Source organism: Peptoniphilus senegalensis JC140, from assembly GCF_000321025.1.
In the GTDB taxonomy this organism is placed as follows: domain Bacteria; phylum Bacillota; class Clostridia; order Tissierellales; family Peptoniphilaceae; genus Peptoniphilus_A; species Peptoniphilus_A senegalensis.
In genome coordinates, this window is record NZ_HE610717.1 from 515,243 (window position 1) to 540,077 (window position 24,835).

At 31.9% G+C, this 24,835-nt stretch carries 23 protein-coding genes; 2 read left to right on the plus strand and 21 right to left on the minus strand.

The features are described 5' to 3' along the window. Nucleotides 1-27: 27 nt before the first annotated feature. The 5 genes from PTSHG_RS02535 to PTSHG_RS02555 are packed head-to-tail and all read right to left on the minus strand — an operon-like array spanning nt 28 to nt 4,268. Nucleotides 28-630, minus strand: coding sequence for a thymidine kinase (locus PTSHG_RS02535; protein WP_026088821.1), 603 nt, complete (start codon nt 628-630; stop codon nt 28-30). A 4-nt stretch (nt 631-634) separates the two neighbouring features. Then, the gene (locus PTSHG_RS02540; protein WP_026088822.1) at nt 635-1,240 is read right to left on the minus strand and encodes a peptidylprolyl isomerase; all 606 of its coding nucleotides are present in this window, start codon (nt 1,238-1,240) and stop codon (nt 635-637) included. A gap of 11 nt (nt 1,241-1,251) precedes the next feature. Beyond that, complete coding sequence (locus tag PTSHG_RS02545) at nt 1,252-2,616, minus strand: MATE family efflux transporter (protein ID WP_019107324.1); 1,365 nt, start codon at nt 2,614-2,616, stop codon at nt 1,252-1,254. A 3-nt stretch (nt 2,617-2,619) separates the two neighbouring features. Further along, complete coding sequence (gene map / locus PTSHG_RS02550) at nt 2,620-3,375, minus strand: type I methionyl aminopeptidase (RefSeq protein ID WP_019107325.1); 756 nt, start codon at nt 3,373-3,375, stop codon at nt 2,620-2,622. Beyond that, the gene (locus tag PTSHG_RS02555) at nt 3,372-4,268 is read right to left on the minus strand and encodes a tetratricopeptide repeat protein (protein WP_019107326.1); all 897 of its coding nucleotides are present in this window, start codon (nt 4,266-4,268) and stop codon (nt 3,372-3,374) included. The genes map and PTSHG_RS02555 overlap by 4 nt, the downstream gene beginning before the upstream one ends. A gap of 97 nt (nt 4,269-4,365) precedes the next feature. Between PTSHG_RS02555 and mnmL the strand changes: the two genes are divergently transcribed. Both mnmL and PTSHG_RS02565 read left to right on the plus strand, forming a co-directional pair. After that, on the plus strand, nt 4,366-5,331 hold the full coding sequence (gene mnmL / locus PTSHG_RS02560; protein WP_019107327.1) for a tRNA modification radical SAM protein MnmL/YtqA: 966 nt from the start codon (nt 4,366-4,368) through the stop codon (nt 5,329-5,331). Between the two features lie 76 nt (nt 5,332-5,407). Beyond that, nucleotides 5,408-6,646 (plus strand): carboxylate--amine ligase, encoded by a 1,239-nt coding sequence (locus PTSHG_RS02565; protein ID WP_019107328.1) that lies wholly within the window; start codon nt 5,408-5,410, stop codon nt 6,644-6,646. Between the two features lie 515 nt (nt 6,647-7,161). On the opposite strand, the gene PTSHG_RS02570 is transcribed toward PTSHG_RS02565, so the two are convergent. The 16 genes from PTSHG_RS02570 to priA form a co-directional block, all read right to left on the minus strand. Then, a complete protein-coding gene (locus PTSHG_RS02570) occupies nt 7,162-7,806 on the minus strand; it encodes a vWA domain-containing protein (protein WP_019107329.1) in 645 nt (214 codons plus the stop codon). Nucleotides 7,807-7,877: 71 nt separating this feature from the next. Then, complete coding sequence (locus tag PTSHG_RS02575) at nt 7,878-8,861, minus strand: macro domain-containing protein (protein ID WP_019107330.1); 984 nt, start codon at nt 8,859-8,861, stop codon at nt 7,878-7,880. 278 nt (nt 8,862-9,139) lie between these two features. After that, complete coding sequence (locus tag PTSHG_RS02580) at nt 9,140-11,152, minus strand: TRAP transporter permease (RefSeq protein WP_202898963.1); 2,013 nt, start codon at nt 11,150-11,152, stop codon at nt 9,140-9,142. Continuing rightward, nucleotides 11,137-11,643: a DUF1850 domain-containing protein gene (locus PTSHG_RS02585; protein WP_019107332.1), complete on the minus strand. Its 507-nt coding sequence runs from the start codon at nt 11,641-11,643 to the stop codon at nt 11,137-11,139. The genes PTSHG_RS02580 and PTSHG_RS02585 overlap by 16 nt, the downstream gene beginning before the upstream one ends. A 69-nt stretch (nt 11,644-11,712) precedes the next feature. Further along, nucleotides 11,713-12,750, minus strand: coding sequence for a TAXI family TRAP transporter solute-binding subunit (locus PTSHG_RS02590; RefSeq protein WP_019107333.1), 1,038 nt, complete (start codon nt 12,748-12,750; stop codon nt 11,713-11,715). 371 nt (nt 12,751-13,121) lie between these two features. After that, nucleotides 13,122-13,757 carry a thiamine diphosphokinase gene (locus PTSHG_RS02595; protein ID WP_019107334.1) on the minus strand — a complete coding sequence of 212 codons (636 nt, stop codon included), beginning with the start codon at nt 13,755-13,757 and terminating at the stop codon, nt 13,122-13,124. Then, nucleotides 13,754-14,398 carry a ribulose-phosphate 3-epimerase gene (gene rpe, locus PTSHG_RS02600; protein ID WP_019107335.1) on the minus strand — a complete coding sequence of 215 codons (645 nt, stop codon included), beginning with the start codon at nt 14,396-14,398 and terminating at the stop codon, nt 13,754-13,756. Before rpe ends, PTSHG_RS02595 begins: the two co-directional genes overlap by 4 nt. Then, nucleotides 14,398-15,249 (minus strand): ribosome small subunit-dependent GTPase A, encoded by an 852-nt coding sequence (gene rsgA / locus PTSHG_RS02605; RefSeq protein WP_019107336.1) that lies wholly within the window; start codon nt 15,247-15,249, stop codon nt 14,398-14,400. Before rsgA ends, rpe begins: the two co-directional genes overlap by 1 nt. Next, nucleotides 15,249-17,228, minus strand: a complete 1,980-nt coding sequence (gene pknB / locus PTSHG_RS02610; RefSeq protein ID WP_019107337.1) for a Stk1 family PASTA domain-containing Ser/Thr kinase — start codon at nt 17,226-17,228, stop codon at nt 15,249-15,251. Before pknB ends, rsgA begins: the two co-directional genes overlap by 1 nt. A 7-nt stretch (nt 17,229-17,235) precedes the next feature. Further along, a complete protein-coding gene (locus PTSHG_RS02615; protein ID WP_019107338.1) occupies nt 17,236-17,952 on the minus strand; it encodes a Stp1/IreP family PP2C-type Ser/Thr phosphatase in 717 nt (238 codons plus the stop codon). Next, the gene (gene rlmN, locus PTSHG_RS02620; protein ID WP_019107339.1) at nt 17,953-18,972 is read right to left on the minus strand and encodes a dual-specificity RNA methyltransferase RlmN; all 1,020 of its coding nucleotides are present in this window, start codon (nt 18,970-18,972) and stop codon (nt 17,953-17,955) included. It abuts the gene before it with no gap. Between the two features lie 124 nt (nt 18,973-19,096). Next, a complete protein-coding gene (gene rsmB, locus PTSHG_RS02625) occupies nt 19,097-20,389 on the minus strand; it encodes a 16S rRNA (cytosine(967)-C(5))-methyltransferase RsmB (protein ID WP_019107340.1) in 1,293 nt (430 codons plus the stop codon). Beyond that, nucleotides 20,389-21,081, minus strand: a complete 693-nt coding sequence (locus PTSHG_RS02630; protein ID WP_019107341.1) for a zinc metallopeptidase — start codon at nt 21,079-21,081, stop codon at nt 20,389-20,391. Before PTSHG_RS02630 ends, rsmB begins: the two co-directional genes overlap by 1 nt. After that, complete coding sequence (fmt, locus tag PTSHG_RS02635) at nt 21,081-22,007, minus strand: methionyl-tRNA formyltransferase (protein WP_019107342.1); 927 nt, start codon at nt 22,005-22,007, stop codon at nt 21,081-21,083. The genes PTSHG_RS02630 and fmt overlap by 1 nt, the downstream gene beginning before the upstream one ends. Continuing rightward, nucleotides 22,007-22,483 (minus strand): peptide deformylase, encoded by a 477-nt coding sequence (def, locus tag PTSHG_RS02640; protein WP_019107343.1) that lies wholly within the window; start codon nt 22,481-22,483, stop codon nt 22,007-22,009. Before def ends, fmt begins: the two co-directional genes overlap by 1 nt. A gap of 4 nt (nt 22,484-22,487) precedes the next feature. Further along, on the minus strand, nt 22,488-24,830 hold the full coding sequence (gene priA / locus PTSHG_RS02645; protein ID WP_019107344.1) for a primosomal protein N': 2,343 nt from the start codon (nt 24,828-24,830) through the stop codon (nt 22,488-22,490). Between the last annotated feature and the right edge of the window lie 5 nt (nt 24,831-24,835).

Genomic DNA, 24,835 nt, shown 5'->3' on the forward strand with positions numbered 1-24,835 from the left:
ATCAAATGATTAGAGGTTGTCAATCCTTTATAAAAATTTTTCTTGATTTTCTTTTAATTTGTCTTCTTCAATAGCAACTCTATAACATGACCTACATAGTGGCTCATACTCTTCCACTGCTCCAAGTTCCACCCTCTTGTCACTCTTAATCTTTCTATGAGAAACCCAAGCATCACTTCCACATCTCTTGCAAACTGCATGATGCTTGTTAAGATAATCTACCTTAGGCATAACTTCTTTTACAATTTCAAAAGGCTTTGCCATATAGTCCATATCAAGACCTGCCATTACAATTGTGATTCCCATTTCAAGAATTTTCTCTAAATTAGCTTCAATTTCATTAGGCTCATCCTTTAAAAACTGAACTTCATCAATTCCTATTACTTCAGGAGAATTTTTTTCTGCGTAATCCAAAATTTCAGCACTGGATTCTATTTCTATTGCCTTTAAAGAAATTTTATCGTGAGTTACAATTTCTTCTCGTGAATATCTTTTGTCAATCAATGGCTTAAAGGCAACAACTTTATAATTAGCAATAGAAAATCTCTTTAAATCTTTCTCTAAAGAGCTAGTCTTCCCTGAAAACATAGAGCCAGTGTGTAAAATCATTCTTCCTCTGTATTGATGCATTATTTTATCCCTTGTACTCTTCCATAAAAGCTTCTTCAATTACAATGTCAAATACAGGTTTATCCATAAATCCAACCTTGGACTTTGCAATGTCATCAACTACATCCATTCCTTCAAAAACTTGTCCGAAGACAGTGTGCTTACCATCTAGCCAAAAAGCACCCCCAACTTTTTCATAAGCATCTACAATGTCTTTAGGATAGCCGCTCTCTTCTCCAGCTTCTTTCATTTGACCAATTAAATCAGATGAAATTTTATCCCCTTGAACAATAAAAAATTGAGATCCATTTGTGTTAGGGCCAGCATTAGCCATAGAAAGTGCCCCTCTAAAATTCCTAAAGTTTACATCAAATTCATCTTTAAAAGCCTTTTTCCACTTGCTTTCGCCCCCGCGACCTGTTCCAGATGGGTCTCCACCTTGAATCATAAAGTTCTCTATAACTCTATGGAAAATTATTCCGTCATAATATTTATCTTCTATAAGTGAAGTAAAGTTTTCTACAGCTAGAGGTGCTGCTTCTTCAAATAATCTTATTTTAATTTCGCCTTTATTAGTTTTTAGCACTGCAATTTTTTCTCCAAGTGCAGGTTTTTCAAATTGTTTTAACATTTTATCTCCTTTCAAATATAAGTCCTCATGTTTATTTTAAAGCCATCTGTCTTATTACGCAAATAATAATAAATTAAAGTTAAAAATATTCCCTTTAAGATAGAGGACAAGCTCATAGCAATCCAAATACCATTGGCTTCTAAAATTGGCATCAAAATTATGGCAAGAGGAATCCTTGATACATTTAATATCATTGCATTTATTGCAGAATACTTTGTAAGACCAAGACCATTTAACATTCCCGTAGTTCCAATTTCAAGTGCCATAAAGTATTGTGATATTGATACAATTTTTAAATAATCAATTCCCTTTATAATTGCCTCAGGATCTCTTGGTATAAAAAGTGTAAATAAATTTTTTGCAAAGAAAAATAATAAAAGTGACGCAAAAATTCCTATCATATTTACAATTTTCATTGCTTCTCTCCTACCATCTCGAAGTCTTTCATAATTTTTGGCCCCAAAATTTTGTCCAAAAAAGGCAGAAAAGGCAACAGAAAATCCGTCAGATGTCATCCAAGAAATAGATTCTATTTGTGAACCAATTGAATATACTGCAATATAAATTGCTCCAAAACTTGCAATGTATTTATTTAAGACCATACCCACCATGGCATGAATCACTGATTGGAGTGATGCTGGACATCCTAGTTTTAAAATTGACTTAAAATAATTTTTTTCAGGAATTTTAAAATAATTAGTTTTAACAAAAATTTCCCTGTTTGTAAATCCAACATATAAATATAGGAGTGTGGAAACCATTTGTGCAAAAACAGTTGCAAGAGCCGCACCTTTTATTCCAAGCTCTGGAAAAATTGAAATCCCAAAAATTAAAAAAGGATCAAGAATTAAATTAATAACTAGAGAAATTATTGAAATTTTAAAAGGTGTAATTGAGTTTCCTTTTGCAAAAAAAGCTGCTGATAAAATTGGGTTTAAAAAAGTAAAAATTAATCCTAAACTAATTATTACAAGATAATTTACTGCCAATTGATGAACAAGATCATCAAGTTTGTAAAAACCAATTATTTTATTTCTTAAAGTGATATATAAAATTGTTAAACTTATACAAAATATTAAATTTAAAATAAAGCCTGCTACCCAAACTTTTTTTGCACTTTCATTATCTCCCTTTCCATAAGACTGTGAAAGTCCAACAGAAATTCCTGTTTTTGCAACAAGAGTAATAGATTGTGCAATCCATACCAAAAAAGAACAAGTTCCAACAGCAGCAACAGCTCCAGTAGATAATCTACCAAGCCACATTAAATCGACAAGCGAGTATGCCATCTGCACAAAAGCCGTTCCCATTAAGGGCATTGCCATCTTTAACAATGCAGAAAATATATCTCCCTTTAATAAATTGACTTCCCTCATTTATTAACAATCGCCCTGGTCAGTAATAATTATTGGACCATCCTTAGTTATTGCAAGTTGGTGTTCATATTGCGCAGAAAGTGAACCATCAGCAGTCCTTGCCGTCCAACCATTGTCATCTATTGTAAGTTCCTTTTTGCCCATGTTAATCATTGGTTCAATAGTAAATACCATTCCCTCTTGAAGTCTTAGTCCTCTGCCAGCCTTTCCATAATGAAGAACTTGTGGGTCTTCGTGCATTTCTTGACCTATTCCATGACCAACAAATTCTCTGACAACAGAATAACCATTTTCTTCTGCGTGTTTTTGAACAGCTGCAGCAATATCTCCAAGCCTATTGCCAATAACAGCTTTTTCAATTCCCTTATACATACATTCACGAGTTACTCTCAAAAGTTTTTTTGCCTCTTCTGAAACTTCTCCAACTTCATAGGACCATGCAGAGTCTGCAAGCCATCCATCTACATTTACAACCATATCAACAGTTATAATATCGCCATCTTTAAGGGCATATTCAGATGGAAATCCGTGACATATTTCATCATTTACTGATGCACAAATTGAATAAGGATAGCCTTCGTAACCCTTTTGTTCAGGATAAGCTCCTCTTTCCTTTAAATAATTTTCCACAAACCTATCTATTTCAATAGTTTTTACACCAGGTTTAATAAAATCTCTAAGTTTGTGATGCACATCAGATAAAACTTTACCTGCAACTTGCATCTTTTTTATTTCGTCTTCTGTTTTAATAATAATCATTTTAACTCCTTTACAATCTCACACAAATCATCGTCTGTCTTAGCCCATTCATAGGCTTCCCTGTTTATTTTTATTGCTTTTTTTATTTCATCTTTTGCCCTTTTAATATCTCCCAAAAGAGAGAAAGAACAAGCCTTATTATAATGTAAATTAACAGAATTTGGAAAATCTAAAAGTCCTCTATCTAAAATATTTATAGCAGATTTGTAATCTTTTTCTTCAATATATACGGCAGACATATTTAAAAATAAAAATGGGTCTTCAAATTTACCAATCGCCTCATAATAATATTTTAGAGCCAAAGCGTTGTCGCCCTTCTTTTTTGAGAGAACACCCATATTATATAGAGCTCTCCCATAGTCTGGCTTTATCTCAAGAGATTTTTTCACAAATTTTTCAGCCAAGTCATTTTTATTTTCTATTTCATAAATTGAGCCTAAATCATTATATGCTACAAAGTCATAATCATCTATTGCAAGAACTTTTTCAAATTCTTTTATTGCAAGCTCTGTCTTTCCAATCTTGTCATAGGCATGAGCCAGATAATAATGGGCTCTGTCATAATTTTCATCAAGTTTAATAGCCAATTTATAATTTTTAATAGAATAATTTATATCCCCATTGCAAAAATCATTTGTTATGGCAAGACCATAATAGGCACCTGCCATTTCTCTTAGGCTCAAAATTTTTTCAAAATAAAGTTTTGCCTCATCATAATTTTCTTTTTTTAGATATATATCAGTTAATTCAAAGTAGACAGAAATTTTTTCATCGACATCTGCTTCTCTTGTGAATTTTAAAGATTTTAACAGTAAATCTTCAGCTTTATCTAAGTCCCCATCTATCAAAAATTCTTCTGCTAAAATTAAATAATTTTTAAATTTTAAGTCCATATAAACCTCAATTCTTATTATATTATATAGCATTTTTTATAATTTCAAAGTCATGGAAATAATTTTTAAAAAAATATATAATGTACTAGGTGATTTGATGAGACGATTTTTATCCTTTAATGATTTTTTTCGTGAGTATTTTTCTGGCAAGAGCGTAAAACTTTCTCTTGATGCTGGCTTTTCTTGCCCCAATAGAGATGGTAGGCTTTCCAATATTGGCTGTATCTTTTGCTCTGATGAAGGCAGTGGAGAATTCGCTGGGTCTAAAAATCTTTCTATTAGCGAGCAAATTGAATCCCAAAAAATATTTCTAGAAAAGAAGTGGAAGGCAAAAAATTATATTTCCTACTTCCAAAATTTTACCAATACCTATGGGTCTCTCCAGTCTTTAAAAAATATTTACGATGAAGTTACAAGTAGAGATGACATAGTTGGAATATCTATTGCAACTAGATGCGACTGCCTCGATGATGAAAAAATAGATTATTTAAGAGAAATTTCACGCAAGAAAACACTTTGGCTAGAACTTGGCATGCAAAGTGTAAATGAAAACACAATTAAGCTCATAAATCGAGGTTACACTCATGAAATTTTTGATGAAACTGTAAAAAAATTAAAAGACGCAAATATATTATTTTTAATTCACGCAATATTTGGACTTCCCTTTGAAGACCAAAATGATTTTAAAAATACAATCAAATACATAAGAGAAGTTGCCCCCTTTGGTGTAAAATTTCACAACTTATATATTTTAAAGGGCTCGCCTATTTATGAACTCTACAAAAATAAAAAATTTAGACTTTTATCAAGGGAAGAATACACTCAAACAATTCTTTATGCTTTGGAAAATATCAACGAGAAGACCGTAGTTCACAGAATCACTGGCGATCCACCAAAGAAAAATCTCTTTGAACCAAAATGGTGTGCCGACAAACTTTCTGTCATTTCCGAAATTGACAAAAGATTAAAGGAATTAGATAAAGATATACTAAAAGATGAACAAATAAAAAACATTTCAACATATTGGAAAGAAATAGACTTAGCCTTTAGCCATAAAACTTAAAAAATGTCTAAATCTATTGTATAATATTACTTAATGTTTAAAATAAATTTATATAATTAGCTTGCAAAGGAGAAACATGAAAAATATTTCTAAAGATATATTAAATAAATTGAAAGTAAAGTTTGTAATTCTTGGCTCTGACGAAAATGCCTATGGAATTGCTCGCATATTAAACGATAATTACGATTTGATCTCCACAGTTTTTTGTCAAAAACCACTTCCTGCCACAGATAATTCACGCATCTTAGACAGAAAGATAATAAAAAATTTCTCCAATGATGATGTCTTTGTCTCTGAAATGATAAAATTTGCAGATGCAAATAAAGATGCAACTCTTATTACAATTCCTTGTGGTGACGAGTATTCAAAACTCCTTTCAAATAACAAAGAAAAAATAAAAAAATATTATAAGTTCAACACGCCTTCAAGTGATTTAAACGCAAGACTAGAAAATAAAATCGACTTCTATAATTCTTGCCAAGAACTTGGCATTCCTTATCCCAAATTTGCAATAATTAATAATTCTAAGGAAATTGAAGACCTTGATCTACAGTTTCCGCTAATATTAAAACCTAATGATTCAATTTCTTATGTGAAATTATCCTTCCCCAATAAGTACAAAGTCTACACAATTTACAGCTACGAAGAGCTAGAATCTGTTGTAAAAACAATTTACGATGACAATCATTATGAGGGCACAATGCTAGTGCAAGAATACATTCCTGGCCCTGCATCAAATCAAGCATCTTTTAATGTCTACTGCGACAAAACTGGCAAGGTTCGAATGATGGTTTACGGACAAATTCTTCTTGCAGATCCACTTCCACTTAGAATCGGAAATAATGATGCAATATACACAAAATATATGCCCGAACTATTTGAGTTTTATAAAGAAAAACTTGAATCAATTGGCTACACTGGCTACTCAAATATAGATTTAAAATACGATCCTCGAGATAACACTTATAAGGCCTTTGAAATGAACTTGAGACTTCCACAAAGTCATTACTTTATGGCAGCAGGAGGAGTTAATGTATTAGACTTTTATATAAGAGACCTTTTAGATTTAGGCTTTGAAGAAGAAGTTTACTATCACAAAGAAACATCAAAAATTTGGATGAACGCTCATCCAAAACTTTTAAAAGAATACACTGACAAAAAATATCACAAGACAATTGATGAGCTTTTAAAAAATGGTTACGAGTTCACAATTAACAACAAAAAAGACTTTAGCTTTAGTCGAAAAAAAACTTATTTAAAGAGAAAATACGGCTCAATAAAACATTACAAGATGTACTATAAATTAGAAAAGTAATTTAACAAATGAGATATAACCATTCTTCGTGACTGATTCTTTCATATTTTAAGAATAAAAAAAGTTGTGAATAAACACAACTTTAATTTTATTTAATCTTTAATTAAATTTTATAATTAATTTAGAATTGTTCTTGTTAATTTTTTTTCAAAAAAATATTGTATCAAAAAAACGAGGATTTAGGGGCTTTTATTTTAGGATATTAAGTATTTTGTCACAGGATTTTTTAATATCTTCATTAAAAACTTTATAAAAAATTTTGTCCTTTTTTATAGAGTAATTGGTGTCATAGTATTTTATTATCAAGTCTTTAATTATAAGAAGACTTATGTAAAGTATAATCCTTGCTGGGTAAGGTAAAAGCTTAGATAAATGCTAATTTAGGACTAAAAGGAAATAGATTAAGCCTTATTAAAAGTTCTATTTTATATTAAAGGGGATAGAGGCAAACCTAAATACTTGCGTCTATCCCCTTTAACAAGTTCCCCAAAAACAAAGCAGGTCTTTAATTATTTTTATCTTTTGCCTCCTCTATTTTCGTAGTCTTCAGTAATTTCGTCCTTCCAGTGTTTGTCGATTCTTCCTTTGTTTCTTCTTACATAGCTTATGGCATCGCCTATGACTCTGTAGTTTAGTTCTGTGCCTTTTTCGTCGCTGTGATAGTTTACCGCCATTTCTCTTCTTATGCCAAATTTTTCTCCTTCTCCTTCTGCGTCTATGTTTGCACCTAAGAAGATAAATTCCCAGCCATACTTCTCTCTTTGCTTGGTGATTAGTCTTTTTACTTCTCTGTAACCGTACCTTCTGCTGGCATTTTCCATACCGTCTGTGGTGATTACAAATAATGTCTTATCTGGCACATCTTCTTTGCGAGCATACTTATGAATATTTCCAATGTGTTTTATGGCTCCTCCCACTGCATCAAGTAGTGCGGTGCAGCCTTCTACATAGTATTCTTCCTCTGTCAGCTTTGCTACGTCTTTTATGGACACTCTGTCGTGTATCACTTTACTTTCTTCGTTAAATAATATTGTGGAGACATAGGCTTCTCCCGCTTCTTTTTTTTGCCTTTCGATCATTGAGTTAAATCCACCTATTGTGTCCTTTTCCAAGCCTTCCATTGAGCCACTCTTATCTAATATAAATACAAGTTCTATCATTTTTATCCCCTCTTTCTTTTACTATATTGTAAAAAAACAAGAAGACATTTAGGTCACTTCCAAGGCGACATTTATCCTCCAATTAAAGCTTGGTCAAAGGCAAACAAGACTTCGTTTATTTCAAAGATGTTGTAATTTTTTCTTTCGATAAAATACTCAATTATTACGTCAAATTTGCTGCTTCTTGTGAGGGCATAGCCTGCTTTTCCTATTAAATCTTCCATCTCATCCTTGTTCAATTCCAATGCCAAGGCAAAGGCTATTGCTGTGTTCTTTGAGGGGCGATAGTCGGGATTGTTTTTGATTTTGGAAAAAAGCTTCCTGTCAATATTTGCCTTTTTATAAACTTCAGGGTCCGTCTTGCCGGACTTGTCTATGAGTCTTAATAAGGTCTTGGAGAATCCTTCATCCAAATTTTTTAAAATGTCCTCTATACTTTCACTGTCTTGTATAAAAGTTGCCATCTTGTCAGCCTCAAAATTATATTTTCTATAAAATGAGCCTATGTATTCTTCATTTATTTTTTCTTCTACGTAGTTTTCTGAAATATATTCTTTTACCGACTGAAAGAGTTTTTTTGACAATGAAAAGGCGTCCTTTGAAAAGACTACAAGGTAGATGTGCATTTCGTTTTTTAATAAAAATTCGCTCACTTCTTTAATGACACTTTGAAGCGCCAAGTCATTTGGATATCCACAGGTTCCTGTTCCGATCAAAGGCATGGCTATGGAGTCGCAGCCCTTTTCTTTTGCCAAGTTTAAAGAGTTTTTAATGCAGGCTGAAAGTATTTCTCCTTCTCCCTTATATCCACCTTCCCAAGATGGAGTTGAAGTGTGGATTACATATTTTGCCTTTAAATTATATGCAGACGTAATAAAGGCTTTGCCAAAGGGTATGTCGCCGATCTTCTTTCTTGCAATGAGAAGTTTCGACCCTGCACCTTTGTAGATCTCACTATCTACTCCACCACCTATTATAGGCTTAGGGTTTGCCGTATTTACAATTGCATCCACTTTTATATTCACTATGTTGTTCCTCACTATTTCAAATGGCATTACTAACTCCTTTCTATATTTCATAAAAGTGTGTGAATTTTTGGTGTGCCTAGACAATATAGAAGATACTTAAGCTCCCTCTTGGGTATTCATAATTAGACCGAGGTGCGTGTATCTATCACTTAAAAATATTCCCAATATCAACAACACTCCCAAATAAAAAAGCCTATGAATTTAAACTCATAGACTTTTTTCACTTAAAGACTCCCTAAATCAGTTTTCTAAAATCCCTAATTCAATAAGCCTTTTTCCTCGTCTTTTTTTATAAATCATTAAATTCAGTCTTCTTTTAAAAGATTATCTTCTTTTACATCGGAATGCTTGTCTTTTTTGTTGATTAGTTTTTGATATAGTACAATTAGTACAAGAGCACCTATACCTACCAAGTCTGTTAATGTTGCACTGTCAATTAGAAGAAATGCCGCAACAAAAGCTATCAATCTTAATATAATAGGAAGAGGTTTTAATAAATACCCTTCTACAGCCGCAGCAATTAAAGTTACTCCTATTGAAGCTGTTAATACAACTTGTATCCCATCTAAAAATCCAGTACCTTCAAGTAAGAGTTTTCCATTGAAAACAAACATAAATGGAATAATGAATCCACCCAATGCCAATTTTACCGAAGCAATACCTGTCTTCATAGGATTTCCGCCGGAAAGACCTGCAGCCGCAAAAGACGCCAAGGCAACAGGTGGAGTTAAATTAGCAAACATTGCGAAGTAAAAGCAGAATAGGTGGGCTGACAATGCAGGAACTCCCAATTCCACCAAAGCAGGAGCTGCAATAGTTGCCGTAATCAAGTATGAAGGAATAGAAGGTAATCCCATTCCAAGAATCATACAAGTAACCATTGTAAATAGCAATGTTAAGAAAATACTTTGTTGACCTATTCTAATAATTGTTGAGGCAACATTAAGAGCAAATCCAGTTTGAGCAGCCACACCAACAATAATGCCTACACAGGCACAGGCAATAGCCACACTGACAGTGGACTTAGCTCCTGCAGCAAAGGCTTCTGCCAAATCTTTTAAGCTCATACGACTGATTGGTCTTAATTGAGCGATGATAATAGTTACCACAATTGTCCAGAATGCACTTACAATAACTGTTTTACCACTAAAAATAAGCATGTACAATAGAAATATTATAGGAATCAACAAATGACCCCTCTCTCTCATAACTTGACCTGCTTTAGGTAACTCCTCTTTTGGGATACCCTTTAAGTTTAGTTTTTGTGCTCTCATTTGAACTTGAATAATTATACCTAAATAATAAATAAGAGCAGGAAGCACTGCCGCCCTAATAATTACAGGATATTTAACTCCCAAAGTTTCTGCCATAACAAAGGCAGCCGCTCCCATAATTGGAGGTAACAACTGTCCTCCAACAGAGGCAGTAGCTTCAACAGCACCAGCAAACTCTTTGGAATAACCGGTTTTTTTCATTAAAGGTATGGTAAAAGTACCAGTTGTAACAACATTAGCTACAGCAGAACCGTTAATTGAACCTAAAAATCCTGATGCTAATACTGCAACCTTGGCAGGACCTCCCATAGTATGTCCAGCTAAAGCGTTGGCAATGTCATTAAAAAATTGACCCATTCCACATTTATTCATTACTTCTCCAAAAATAATAAATAAAACAATAAATGTAGAAGATACTTTTACTGACGTTCCATAAATCCCTGAAATGTCCATAGTTAAATACTGTGCTATTCTTTCCCAACTATAGCCTCTATGTCTGAAAACTCCTGGAAACTGTCTTCCAAAAAGTCCGTACAATAAAAATAGAATAGCTAAAATTGTCAAAGCTGGTCCACTAATTCTTCGTGAACATTCTAATACTAAAAAAATTAAAATTGTTCCCATAACCATATCTAAAGTTGTGGGCATAAATCCTGTAGCTGTCCATGGTAAATATCTAATAAAAACATAAATCGGCATGGCAGCTGATAATATAATCAAAATCCAATCATAAATCGGTATCGATTTACGCGTTGAATTCTTTGTTGTAGGATATAAACTAAATCCCAAAATTAAAACCAAACCAACATGAATAGCATGGTGTTTAATATTAACCATTTGCAAAAAGCGAACTCCCGATGCATAACCCATATGATATAAAGTAAAGAAAATACTCAAATAAAAAATAATTTTAGTTAAACTTTTTGCATCAAAGTTTCTTGTTCGAGACTCTTTATCAAATTTTTCCATAATCTCTGCACCTTTTTTTTCATCAATTGGTGCAACTGATTCATAGCCCTGATTTTTATTTAATTCTTCATACAATTCCAAACACCTCTTTTCTCTTCAATTACAGCACCTACTAAACTAGCATTTGGCAAAGATCTAAAATCAAAAATAACTCTCTTGTTCAAGGTTAAATTTTTCATATATACATTATGTGTAAGCCATTTCAATTCGTCAAATCGTGAATCAATATCTTCCATCCAAACAAGCCCGTTTTCAATTTTCGTAGGTACATCCATTTCAGCAGGAATTCCGGCTCCATATCCTGCAACTGCAATTTTTTTTAATAAAAAATAGTCATCTGTAACTCGATAATATTCAAACCACGGAATATGTTCAAAGGAATGTTCAATTTCCAAACATAACATATCACCTTCTTGAACTTCTTCACTTAAAAATACGACCTCACTTCTGCGGTCATAAATTTTCAAATACTTTTTTTTTGGATATCCAAAAAAAATACTTAAAAAAATAATTAAAATAATTCCATAGATTATTTTTCTTTTTGACTTTATTTTAAATATTTTCATGTTTTTTGCCTTTTTAAAGATCCATAATTTATAAAAAGGCGAAAACTCGCCTTTTTATAAGCTGTAATTTTATTTAATATATCCGTTATCTTTCCAGAATTGTTCAGCACCTGGATGTAATGGTAACTGAATATCATCTACACCAAAGGTAATATCTATATTCTTATCTGCCGCATTATGTGAACTCTTAATAGTGCTGATATTTTCAAAAACACCCTTCAACATATCGTAAACTACATTGTCAGGTAAATCTCCTCTAACAAGCATAATGTTATATACAAATACACCTTCAACATCTTCTTTATTGTTATATGTGTCTGCAGGTATAACCGTCTTTGCATAATAAGGATATTCTTCTACTAACTTGTCACGACCTTCTCCATCAATTGGAACAACTACCATGTCATATTGTACTCCAAGTTCCATAACTGTAGCATTAGGTAAGCCAGAAGTTACAAATACGGCATCACATTGTTTGTTTTTCATGTTTTCAATTGCTTCGCCATAAGCTAAATAATCTGGTGTAATATCATCATAAGTAATTCCATAGGCTTCAAGAATCATACGAGCGTTAATTTCAACTCCAGAATTTGGAGCACCTACTCCAACACGTTTACCTACCAAATCTTTAACAGATTTAATTCCAGTATCGGATGTTGTTACTAATTGAACATAATTTGGCCACAATCTCATCATAGCTCTCAAATCTTTTGCTGGTTCTTTATCTTTATAAGCTTGAGTTCCTTGATAAGCTTGCATAACAGCGTCTTGCATAGCAATTGCAATTTCAGCATCGCCATCCAACATCAATTGAATGTTTGCTCCTGTTGCATTTGTAGCTTCTGCCGAAGTATCATAACCATAATCTTTAAGAGCCGTTGCAAAAGCACCGCCTATAGGATAATAAATACCTGATGTTGGACCAGTTGCAACTGTAATAAATTCTTTAGCTCTTTCCTCTGCTGTTAACCCTTTGTTATCTTTTGCTTGCTCAGTTTCTACCTTATTAGCATTTTTTTCACCTTCAGCTGACTTTTTGTCTCCTCCACAAGCTGTTACTGAAAACAATGTTACAGTTAACATAACTAATAACAAAATTCTTTTCATATATGCCTCCTTTAAAAAATTTCGGTTTTCGAAAAGCTATGAATAAGCATTCCATACACCAATTAAGCTTACTGAGTGCTTTTTAAAGGTAATCCTTTTCCCTTGGCGTACTATTTTAATTGTTAGATTCGAAATACCGATGCTTAAACAGATTTTTCCTTACCCATCTTTCTTGTAGAAATGTCGGAAATACTCCGTTTAAAAAATGTAATTTAGCATATTAATTTTATCATTTTTAACACATTAAATCAATACAAATTTACTTTTGTATCTCCTTATTATTTTGGTTAATTGTAATAAAAAACGAGGATTTTTTTTCCTCGCCTTTTTTAGACTATTTTAAACAGTCTCTTTTTTTTATTAAATTGTGTTTAGTCCTTAGATTTAATTATAAAGGCTGCACCAAAATTTATTTTTATTTTTGCCTTGTCGCCAAGCATTTCATTGCTTACAGCTCTACTTGGATTCATAACATTTATTTCAAGGTTCTCAACTTCATAGTAAAGTCCTTTAGTTGTGAAACTCATTTTATCGCCAGCATTTATTAGTGAAAAATATTTTTTGTCTGAACTTTCAAATTCGTACTCGCCCTCTTCGACATAAATGACTTCATTGTTATCGTCAACAATTTTTGCAGAAACTCCCAATTTATAAAGCATTTTTAGCTTGTAAATATTTGCAAGTTCGTGATCAAGCCTTGTGCCCAAAGCACCTAATATTACAATGTCTTTGTAGTCTTCCTCTAAAAGATAGTCAATGCAAAGTGCTGTATCCGTAAAATCTTTTTTTGCAGGAAATTTTTTTATTTCTATCTTATTTTCCTTTATATAACAAAGAGTCTCTCTATCAATAGAATCTAAATCTCCAAGGAGAAGGTCAGCTTTTAGCTCGTACTTTTTTAGAAGTTTTGCCCCTCCGTCAGCCACTATAATAAACCTATTTATATATTTTTTGATTAATTCTTTTGAGACTTGTCTTCCACCTGAAATTAAAAGTGCCTTTTTCATAAAATTTCTTTAAATGCCCTAATATTTTCTCTCGTCTTATCTTTTTCAAAAATAGCTGAACCTGCAACTAAAATATCCGCACCTGCATCTAAGATTTCTCTTGCATTATCAAGCTTAACTCCACCATCCACTTCAATTAATGTTTTTAGATTTCTCTCTCTAATTAATTTTTTTACTTCTCTAATTTTTCTAAGTACAGATGGAATAAATTTTTGTCCACCAAAACCAGGGTTTACACTCATTATTAATACTAAATCTAATTTCTCTAAATTATAATCTAATACATCTAGGCTGTCTCCAGGGTTTAATGCAAGACCTACTTTTTTACCATAAGATTTTATCAGCGAAAGAGTTCTGTCAAGGTGCTTTGTTGTGCTTGGATGAATAGTAATTATATCTGATCCTGCCTCTACAAACTTTTCAATAAAATTTTCTGGTCTCTCGATCATAAGATGAGTATCAAATGGAATTTCAGTAAGCTCTCTTAGGCTCTTTACAATCCCTGGTCCATAAGAAATATTTGGAACATAGTTGCCATCCATTATGTCAAGATGAATGTAATCAACTTTCTCTTCATTTAAAATTTTTATTTCTTTTTCTAAATTTGTGAAATCTGCTGAAAGTAATGACGGTGAAATCATTAGTATTCTCCTTTTTCTTTTAATTCATTGTAAATGTATAAATAATTATCGTACCTTGTCTTTTCTATATCGCCAATTTCTACTGCATCTTTGACAGTGCACTTTGGCTCTTTTATGTGATTGCAATTATTAAACTTGCAAGGACTTAAATCTTTAAATTCTCGAAAATAATTTTTTAAATCATCTTCCTCTATCTTGAGAGTTAAAGATGAGAAGCCAGGAGTATCAAAAATATAAATATCGTTATTATAGAGTATTTCTGTGTGTCTAGTGGTGTGTTTTCCCCTCTTAGTCTTTTCAGAGACTCTTCCTACCTCCACATCTTTATTTAAAATTCTCGATGTGATAGTAGATTTACCTGCTCCAGAAACTCCACATAGAGCAACAGTTTTACCTTTTAAAAAATCCCTAAGTGAGTCTATGTTTTCATCCTTGTCTGAAACTCTAAAAGTTTCAAATCCTGAATTTTCATAAATTCTTGCCAAATTTTTTCCAGCCTTAGCATCTAAATCACACTTGCTAATTACTATAGCTATGTCAACTCCTTCAAATTCAGCTTGAATTATAGTTTTATCAATTATAACAAGATTATACTTAGGTTCCATAACTGGTATAACTATTAGAACTAAGTCAACATTGCTAACCTTTGGTCTTGTGAGCATATTTTTTCTGGGATATACTTTTTCAATATATCCCAGAGTTTTTTCTTCATACTTAAATTCTACATCATCCCCGACAATTGGCTCTACCTTTGTGTGTCTGAAATTTCCCCTAGCTCTTGTTTCGAGAACTACATCTCCAGACTTTATATAGTAAAATCCACCTGTCAGTTTTATAATTTTTCCGCGCATTATTTTATTTTCTCAGTTTTTACAAGGTTTCCGTCAACATAAATATTGTATTCGCCAGGACCAATTAATTCAACATTTGCAACATCTCCAGCCTCAACATTGTAATTCCAAACTGAAGTTGCACCAATTTTATTTCCATTTGCGTCCTTTACTCTATCTGCAGTTACCCTATGACTTTCTCCATCATCAGGAACTTTAACTTTCACATGATTTATTCTGTTATAATTATCTTGATTTTCAGTGTCCTGAATTTCACTTTCAGTTTCTTCTTCCTCAATCTTTGGTCCTTTGGAAATGTAAAGAGTTACAGTTGAGCCTTTTTCTACACTTTGATTTGGCTTTGGATCCATATCATAAACTTGACCTTCGCCAACCTTGTTGCTGTTTCCATTTTCAATTACGACTGTAAAGCCTAAACTCTTTAGTTGGTTTACGACTACATCTTGGTCTATTCCCTTGTAATCACTTAAAACAACTGGCGTTTTGTCAATGCCCTTGGATACTATAACCTTAACAGCTGTACCTCTCTTTACAGAATAACCACCATCAGGATTTGAATAAATAACTTTCCCTTCTTCAACTTCTTCATTAAAAGTTTCTTCCACAGAGCCAAGTTTTAGTGAATTATCCTCCAAAGTCTTCTGGGCTTCTTCCTTAGTTAATCCCTTTAGAGGAGGAACAGGAACTGAATCAGGTAGCTCATTTATTTCAAGAGTTACAGTTGAGCCCTTATCCACTGAAGTTCCTTCTTCAGGTTTTTGACCAAGAACAAGGCCATCAGGTTCATTTTCATCTTCTACTGTATTTACATCGAGTATTAAACCTTGAGCTTCAATTAACTCCTTAGCTTCATCTCTAGTCTTGCCAATATAATTTTCTACAGCAATTTTTTCAACTACATCGCCACTCTTCATACCCTTTATAGCTTTTGGCACTACATAAATTAGTAAGGCAATAATTACTATTGCAGAAAAAATCCCTAGTATAGCTGGTGCAGCAGATTTTTTCTTTTTCACAACTTTTTTTGGCTTTTGTCTGTCATTATCTAAATTATTTGAGTGGTTTCTATTTGTTCTTCTTTTAACATTTGGAGTGATAACTGTGCTATTATCATCTTCTTCATAATCTCTCTTTACAGTAAAAGTTTTTGCCCCAATAGTATAATCTTTTATATCTTTAATTAAGTCAAAGACATCTCTATATCTTTCATCAGGGTCCTTTTCTGTCATCTTTAAAACTAAAGCATCAACTGATGGGTCTATACTCTTAATAAAATCAGAAGGCCTTGGCATTTGTGATTGAACTTGCATAAGGGCAACGGAAACTGGATTATCTGCATCAAAAGGAAGTCTTCCCGTTAACATTTCAAAAAGAACAATTCCAAGAGAATAAATATCAGACCTATTGTCCACCTTTGCACCTCTTGCTTGCTCTGGCGAAAAATAGTGAACTGAACCCATTACAGCATTAGTAGCAGTAACAGTTGTGTTATCAGCAACCCTTGCAATGCCAAAATCTGTAACCTTAATTCTGTCGTCACGAGTAACCATTATATTTTGAGATTTAATATCTCTGTGAACAATATGCTTTGAATGAGCTACTTTTAAAGCCTCTGCAATTTGGATACAGTAATTTAAAGCTCTCTTTTCTGAAAGCCTACCCTCATCATTTATTAAATCTTTTAAGGTTTTTCCGTCAATATATTCCATTACAATGTAGTGAACTTCCTTGTCTTCAACCTTTTCAGTTCCTACATCATATATGCTAACAATATTTGGATGAGAAATACTTGCAGCTGCAAGGGATTCTCTCTTAAACTTTCTAATAAAATTATTGTCTTCATTATATTCTAACTTTAAAACTTTAATGGCAACAATTCTATCAAGCTTTCTATCATGAGCCTTGAAGACATTGCCCATGCCGCCTGTGCCAATTTTTTCTAATATTTCATATCTATTTGCTAAAATTTTATTTATCATTGTGCACCTACTCATTAAATACTAAAATAAAAGTGATATTATCCATGCCGCCATTTTCTAAGGCTAAAGCAATAAGTTTATCTCTTGCATCTTCTGGACTATTTTCCTTTATGACTTTGAATATTTCTTCATCAGAAACCATATTGGTAAGTCCATCAGAACAAAATAAAAATATATCTCCCTTTTCCATCTTTAAGGTGTTTACGGATACATCTAAATCGGCAGTAGTACCCATTGCCTTAGTTAGCACATTCTTTTTTGGATGGACCTTAGCTTCCTCTTCAGTGATTTCTCCAATTTCAATCAAATAATTAACAAAGGAATCATCTATGGTAATTTGCTCCATATCTCTATTTATTTTATAAATTCTCGAATCCCCGACATTAGAATAAACTAAGACATCTCCCAAAATCACTCCAGCTGATACAGTAGTACCCATACCTCTGTAATCTTCATTTTCTTCTGAGCTTTTGAAAATCTCTCTGTTGGCATCTCTAATAGAAGAAGACAAAATCTCAATTGCATCTTCAATACTTTCTATTTCTTTTGACTTTTCAAAATCAGAAGCAATAATATCAGTTGCCATCTTTGATGCTCTTTCCCCAGCTAGATGTCCGCCCATTCCATCAGCCAATATATATAATTTTTTTGATTCATTTACAAAATAAAAATCTTCATTGTTTTTCCTGTAGTTGCCTACATTTGTTGCTGACACAACTTTCATTTATTTCACCTCAATTTTGCGCCTTAGTTGTCCACATGAAGCGCTGATGTCTCTTCCAAGTTCTCGCCTAATAGTCACGTTAAATCCCTTTTTCTCAAGTAGATTTTTAAATTCATTAATCTCATCTTTGGAAGGTCTCTTTTCGTCAAATTCATCAATTGGATTTAGTGGTATTAAATTTATGTGACATTTAATATGCTTTGCAAAATTATATAGCTCATCAACATTTTTTTTGCCATCATTTTGATTCTTAATTAAAGTATATTCAAAGGTAATTCTATTTTTTGTTTTGTTGCAATAATATTCCAAAGCCTTTTTTAATTCCCCCAAATTAAACTTTCTATTAATTGGCATAAGATTTGACCTATCAATATCATTAGTCTGATGGAGACTAACAGCAAGATTTATTGGAATATTTGTATCTGCAAGTTCATAAATTTTATCTGCGACCCCACAAGTGGAAATTGTTATATTTCTATAACTTGTATTATGTCCTTTCTCGTCATGAAGTAACTTAATAAACCTAATAACCTCAGAAAAGTTATCTAGTGGCTCTCCGCTTCCCATTAAAATAAAATTTGAAACTTTTATATCTAACTTGTTTTCAATTTCATAAACCTCACTTAACATTTCTGCAGCTGTAAGATTTCTCACAAGTCCAGACTTTGTAGAAGCACAAAAATCGCATCCCATTCTGCATCCAACTTGCGTTGATATACATTGAGAATAGCCATGTTTGTATTCCATAAGAACTCCTTCTATTAAGTTCTCATCCTTTAGTTTAAAGAGAAATTTTTTCGTCTCATCTAATTTTGAATCAAAAATTTTAAAAATTTCTACTTTATTTATATCTTCACTATTAATTATGTTGATGGACTTAGATGAAAGATTTGAATTTTCTACATCACATCTCTTCTTGTCATGAAAAAATGTAAAAAGTTGAGAACCTCTAAAAGCCTTCTCACCTTTCTCTTCAAAAAACTGTCGCAGTTCATCTTCATACATTGAATTTAATTCCATTAAACCACCTATTCATCTTTTCATTATACCATTAGACTTGCACAAATAAAAATATATTTAAAGAAATTACTTTATTATTCTTTTTTCTCCTATGCAAAAGAAAAAGACTGCGATTAGATCACAGTCAATTTTTTTCTAAAAGAGTGATAGAAAACCCATCACTTCCATCAACTGATGGAAATAATTTTAAAATCTCTCTACCTCTTAATTTTTTAATTTTAAAATTTTTATTTTTCTCTAAAAATTTTTTTATTACATCTTCATTTTCTATTTTTGAAAGAGAGCAAGTTGAGTATAAAAGATTTCCACCATCTTTAACATATTCTTTTGCATTTTCTAATATCTCAAATTGAATTTCCGCAAGTCCCTTTATATCTTCTAAATCTTTATTCCACTTTATATCAGGCTTTTTTCTATAAAGACCAGTACCTGAACAAGGTGCATCAACTAATACGTAGTCAAACTTATTTATAAAATTTTCATTTAAAATTCTAGCATCATTAACAAGAGCTTTTATATTTTTTGCTCCAAGTCTATTAGCATTTTCTTCGATTAGTTTTATTTTTCCAGTTGATTTGTCACAAGCAATAATTTCTCCAGTATTATCCATAAGTTCCGATATATGAGTTGTTTTTCCACCTGGCGCTGCACATAAGTCCAAGACTTTCGAATTTTCCACTGGCTTTAAAAAGCTGGAGACTAAAATTGAGCCCAAGTCTTGCACATAAAAATGTCCCTCATCAAAATATTTTGTATCAATTATTCCCTTGGGATTTAAAATATTTATAGCATTATCATAAACTGTCTCTTCTATTTCAAAGCTAAGTTCTTTTAAATTATTAATCAAGTCAATTTTATTTGTCTTTAAAGTATTAACTCTAATAGTAAAAAGTGGTTTCTCGTTATTTGCCTTCAAAAGTTTTTTTGTAAAATCTTCTCCATAATTATTATAGAAGTATTCCGTATAAAATTTTGGATGAGAGTAGTATGTTGAAAGATTTTCAATACTGTCATTAATCCTAACTTGTGCCTTTTCTTTTTTTGAAATACTTCTTAAAATTCCATTAGTAAAGGAAATAGATCCCCTATTGCCATAAATTTTCGCTAAATTCACTGACTCATCAACTATAGAATAATCTGGAACTTTATCCAAAAAATACATTTGATAAATTGCCATCTCAAGTATTGTCAAAATAATTTTATGAATTTTGTTAAATTTAACTCTTGAATTAATCTTAATGACATAGTCAAGATAGCTCCTATTTCTAATTACTCCTGTACTAATTTCTTTTATAAAATTGTAATCTCTTTCTTCAATGTTTGATTTCTTTAAAATTTCAAGACTTTCTTCTAAAAATGCCCCCTTATAGAGGACATCATTAATAATCTGTAGTGTTTTTTCTCTTGCGTTTTTCATTAATCTCTTCTTCCAAAAATGCTAAGTAATCTCAAAAATTGTCCTATTGCAACAATTGTTGATGCTACATAAGTAAGTGCTGCTGCATTTAATACTTCTCTCGTTCCACTTAAATCTTCTTCAGAAATAATTCCATTTGCAAGTTCTTTTTTTGCCCTATTAGAGGCATTAAACTCAACAGGAAGTGTGACTATTTGAAATAAAACTGCAAAGAAAAATAAGGCAATGCCAAGTTTAGTAAAAAATACTGAGAAGAAAAATCCAAGTATAATTAAAAAGAAACTAAGCTGTGTTCCCAAGTTTGCAAGGGGTACTAATGCTGCTCTTATTCTTAAAGGTGCATACTCAACTGAATCTTGAATTGCATGACCAACTTCGTGAGCAGCTATTGATACTGATGCAATGGAATTTTTGTAATAAACATCTCGTGATAAATTTAATGTCTTATCTCTTGGGTCATAATGGTCTGAAAGTTTTCCATTTACTAAATTTATAGTTACATTGTTTAAACCATTCCTATCTAATATTTGTCTTGCAACTTCAGCTCCACTTAAATTAGTAGATGAAGCAATTTTATTGTATTTCTCATAGGCAGAACTAATCTTTGCTTGTGCGTAAAATGCCAAAATAATTCCAGGCAAAATATAAATTAAATAACTATAATCATAAGTATAAAAATATGGTCCAAACATTATTTTCCTCCAATCAAATAATTTTCCTCAAATTTATTTCCCCTAAGAAAATCATCAATTTTCATGGCACGCTTTCCTGGTGCTTGAATTTCTTTTACAGAAATTGCACCATCTCCTGATTTTATAAGTAGCTCACTATCTGATTTTAAAATTGTTCCTGCTACTTTATCAGATGAACATTCAACCACTTCTGCATCAAAAATTTTGTAGATTTTATCTTCATAAGAAAATTTAGCACCATAATGTGGACTAAGTCCTCGAATTATATTTACAAGTTTCTTTGAATTGTCCCTAAAATCTAAAATCAAATCATCTTTTAAAATTTTATTTGCATAAGTTTTTTTTGATTCATCTTGAGAAACAAATTTAACTTTATCCTCTTCAACTTCTTTTATAAACTCTTCCAAAAGATCAGCTCCCATTAAAGAAAGTTTATCTTCTAGATCTCCTGCATTCATTTCTCCTATTTTGATTTCTTTTACAGCAGAAACTGCACCAGAGTCAAGTCCTTCTTCCACTCTCATTAAACTAACTCCAGTAACTTCTTTTCCTTCCATAATCACTCTATTGATTGGAGCTGCTCCCCTAAATTCTGGAAGTAGAGATGCGTGAACATTCACAATATATTTTTTTGGAAGATCAATTATTTCTCTTTTTAAAATTTGTCCATAGGCAACCACAACTATAATATCTGCCCCAATCTCTTTTAAAATTTCTATTGAATCAGATGAATTTATATCCTGTGGTTGGTAGACTTCAAGACCAAGTTCTTCAGCTTTAATTTTTACTGGAGTTTTTGTAACTTTTTTGCCCCTTCCCTTTCTCTTATCTTCTTGAGAAACTACAAGGGCAACTTCCCCTAAGCTATTGAGTCTATCTAATATAGGAACTGAAAATTCTGGAGTCCCCATAAAAATAAATTTCACTACTCTTCACTCTCCGCTTCATACATTTCAATTGCCTTATCTGTGTATAAAATTCCATCTAAATGGTCTATCTCATGCTGAATAATTCTCGCCAAAAAGTCTTCAGCATACATGATTTTTTCTTCGCCGCTTAAATCATTATATCTAACCTTTATATCTTTTGCTCTCTCGACAGTTCCTTGTTTTCCTGGAACTGAAAGACAACCCTCCATAGAAATTTCTTCCCCTTCTCTTTCAATAATGTCAGGGTTAATCATATAAAATCTCTTGCCATTTTCTTCATCTCTATTATCTATTACGATTACCCTCTTTAAAATTCCAACTTGAGGTGCAGCAAGCCCAACGCCATAAGCCACATCCATTGTTTCATACATATCTTCAACCAATACTTTTAATCTGTCATTGTAATTTGAAACCACTTTTGATTTTTTTCTAAGTATTGGATCTTCATCAATTCTAATTTTTCTTATTGCCATTTAATCACCTAAACTCTATATTTAAAAATATTTTATTATCTTCTTCTATCTTGCTATTATTAATTACCCTATTTAAAGCATCTATTAACATTGGAAGGTCCCTAGGTATTATTTTTAGAGAAAACTTTGTCCTATTAATATTCTGTATTTTTGGCAACTTTATAAATTTTGTCACCATTAGATCTAAATTCTTTATATCAAGAGACATTTGTCTTAAAAATTTTTCTGCCCAGACTTGTGTTAAATTTTCATCATAAGAAGAAAATTCAAACTCAATAAGTTTCCTATAAGGTGGATACAAAAATAGTTTTCTATCTTCTATTTCATAATTATAAAAATCCTCATAATTTCCACTTGCAGAATATTTAATAATTTCACTATCTGGACTATATGTTTGAATAATAACTTCGCCCCTTTTTGAGGCACGACCAGCCCTACCAGCAACTTGTGTTATAAGTTGAAAAGTTCTTTCTTTTGCCTTGTAATCGGAAATATATAAAGACATATCTGCAGCTACAATTCCAACTAAGGTTACATTTTCAAAATCAAAGCCCTTGGAAACCATTTGAGTTCCAATAATTATATCTACTTCTTTATTTTTTACAATTTCATAAAATTTTTCAAAGGAATCTTTTTTAGTAGTTGTGTCTCTATCCATGCGAAGAACATTTGCCTCTGGGAATAATTTATTTACTTCCTCTTCTACTTTTTGTGTGCCAACTCCAAACTGCTTAATAAACTTTGAACCACAGCTTGGACAGACTTTGGGAAGTGGTTTTGTCTTTCCACAATAATGACAAATAAGTCTATTTTTCGCCTTGTGATAAGTCATTGAAATATCACAATCCTCACATTTTATTACTTCTCCACAAGACCTGCAGGAGATAAAATTTGAAAAACCACGGCGGTTTAAAAACAAAATTATCTGCTCTTTCTTCTTTAATTTTTCCTCAATTGCTGCTTTAAGCTCCCTACTAAAAATGGAAATATTGCCCATTATTAGTTCATCTCTCATGTCCACAATTTTTGTTTCTGGTAAGAAAGCCCCTTTTTTCGCTCTGTTTTTTAACTCACATAGATTATAAAAATCATTTTTTGCATAAAAATAAGATTCAATGGAAGGAGTTGCAGATCCTAATACAACTTTTCCCCTATTCTTCATTCTGTTAATTGCAACTTCAATTGTGTCATATTTCAAATTATCATGAAATTCATAGGAAGAATCGTGAGATTCATCTATAATAATCATCTTTAAATTTTTAAATGGAACAAAAACCGCACTTCTAACCCCAACAACGACTTTTACTTCTCCATTTAAAACTTTTCTATACTCATCATATCTCTCCCCAGAAGAAAGTTTTGAATGTATAATTGCCACACTGTCGCCAAATCTTCCCTTAAATCTTTCAATCATTTGAGGAGTAAGACCAATTTCAGGAACAAGGACAATAACCTCTCCACCTTTTTCTATTACTTTTGACGCCAGATTCAAATATACTTCAGTCTTTCCACTTCCTGTAAGACCATGCAAGAGTGAAACAACCTTATCCCTTTTAATAATACTTTCGAGAGCTTTTTGTTGTTCCTCATTTAAAGCCAACTTTTCTGACACAAATTTTTTTTCCACTGGCTCTCTATTTACTTCTTTTTTGTACTCAAGAATTAAATCTTTATTGATTAAGGTTTTTATAGGAGAATAAGAAACACCAATAGTAGACATTACTTCAACCCTAGATACATCCTTTTTATTTTTTATAAAATCAAAAACTTGAGCTTGTTTTTCATTAATATTTTCTAATTTTTTTGCATCAAAATTTTCTGAAATTTTAAGATAATTAATAAGCTTTGGCTTTACCGCAATTAGTGGTTCATAATTATATTTTATAAATCCCTTTGCCCTAAGTTTTTTTATAATTTTCTTCTCATCAAAACTTAAATCTTCAAAATATTTATTAATATCTACAGAATTTAATTCTTCAAGTTCTCTTCCTTGAGGATATTTTTCCACAATAATTTTCTTTTTAATTTTTTGCAAATTTCCTGGAGGTAAAATTGGTGCAAAAGCTTTTGAATATCCAATTAAATACCTATTTCTCATCCAAAGTCCAAGTTCAATTAAATCTTTTGAAATAATTGGCTCATCATCTAAGACAGAATTAATTTCTTTAAGTTTTTCTAAATGTTTCCCAGAATAACTTGCATGCAAAAAAAGGACGATTCCAACTCGGTAACTTTTGCCAAAATTCACAAGAACACGCATACCTGGTTTAACATCATCTTTTACTATATATGTATAAAGTTTATCTATTTTTTGAAAATTATTTTCTATAAAAATATCTGCAAACATTCTTC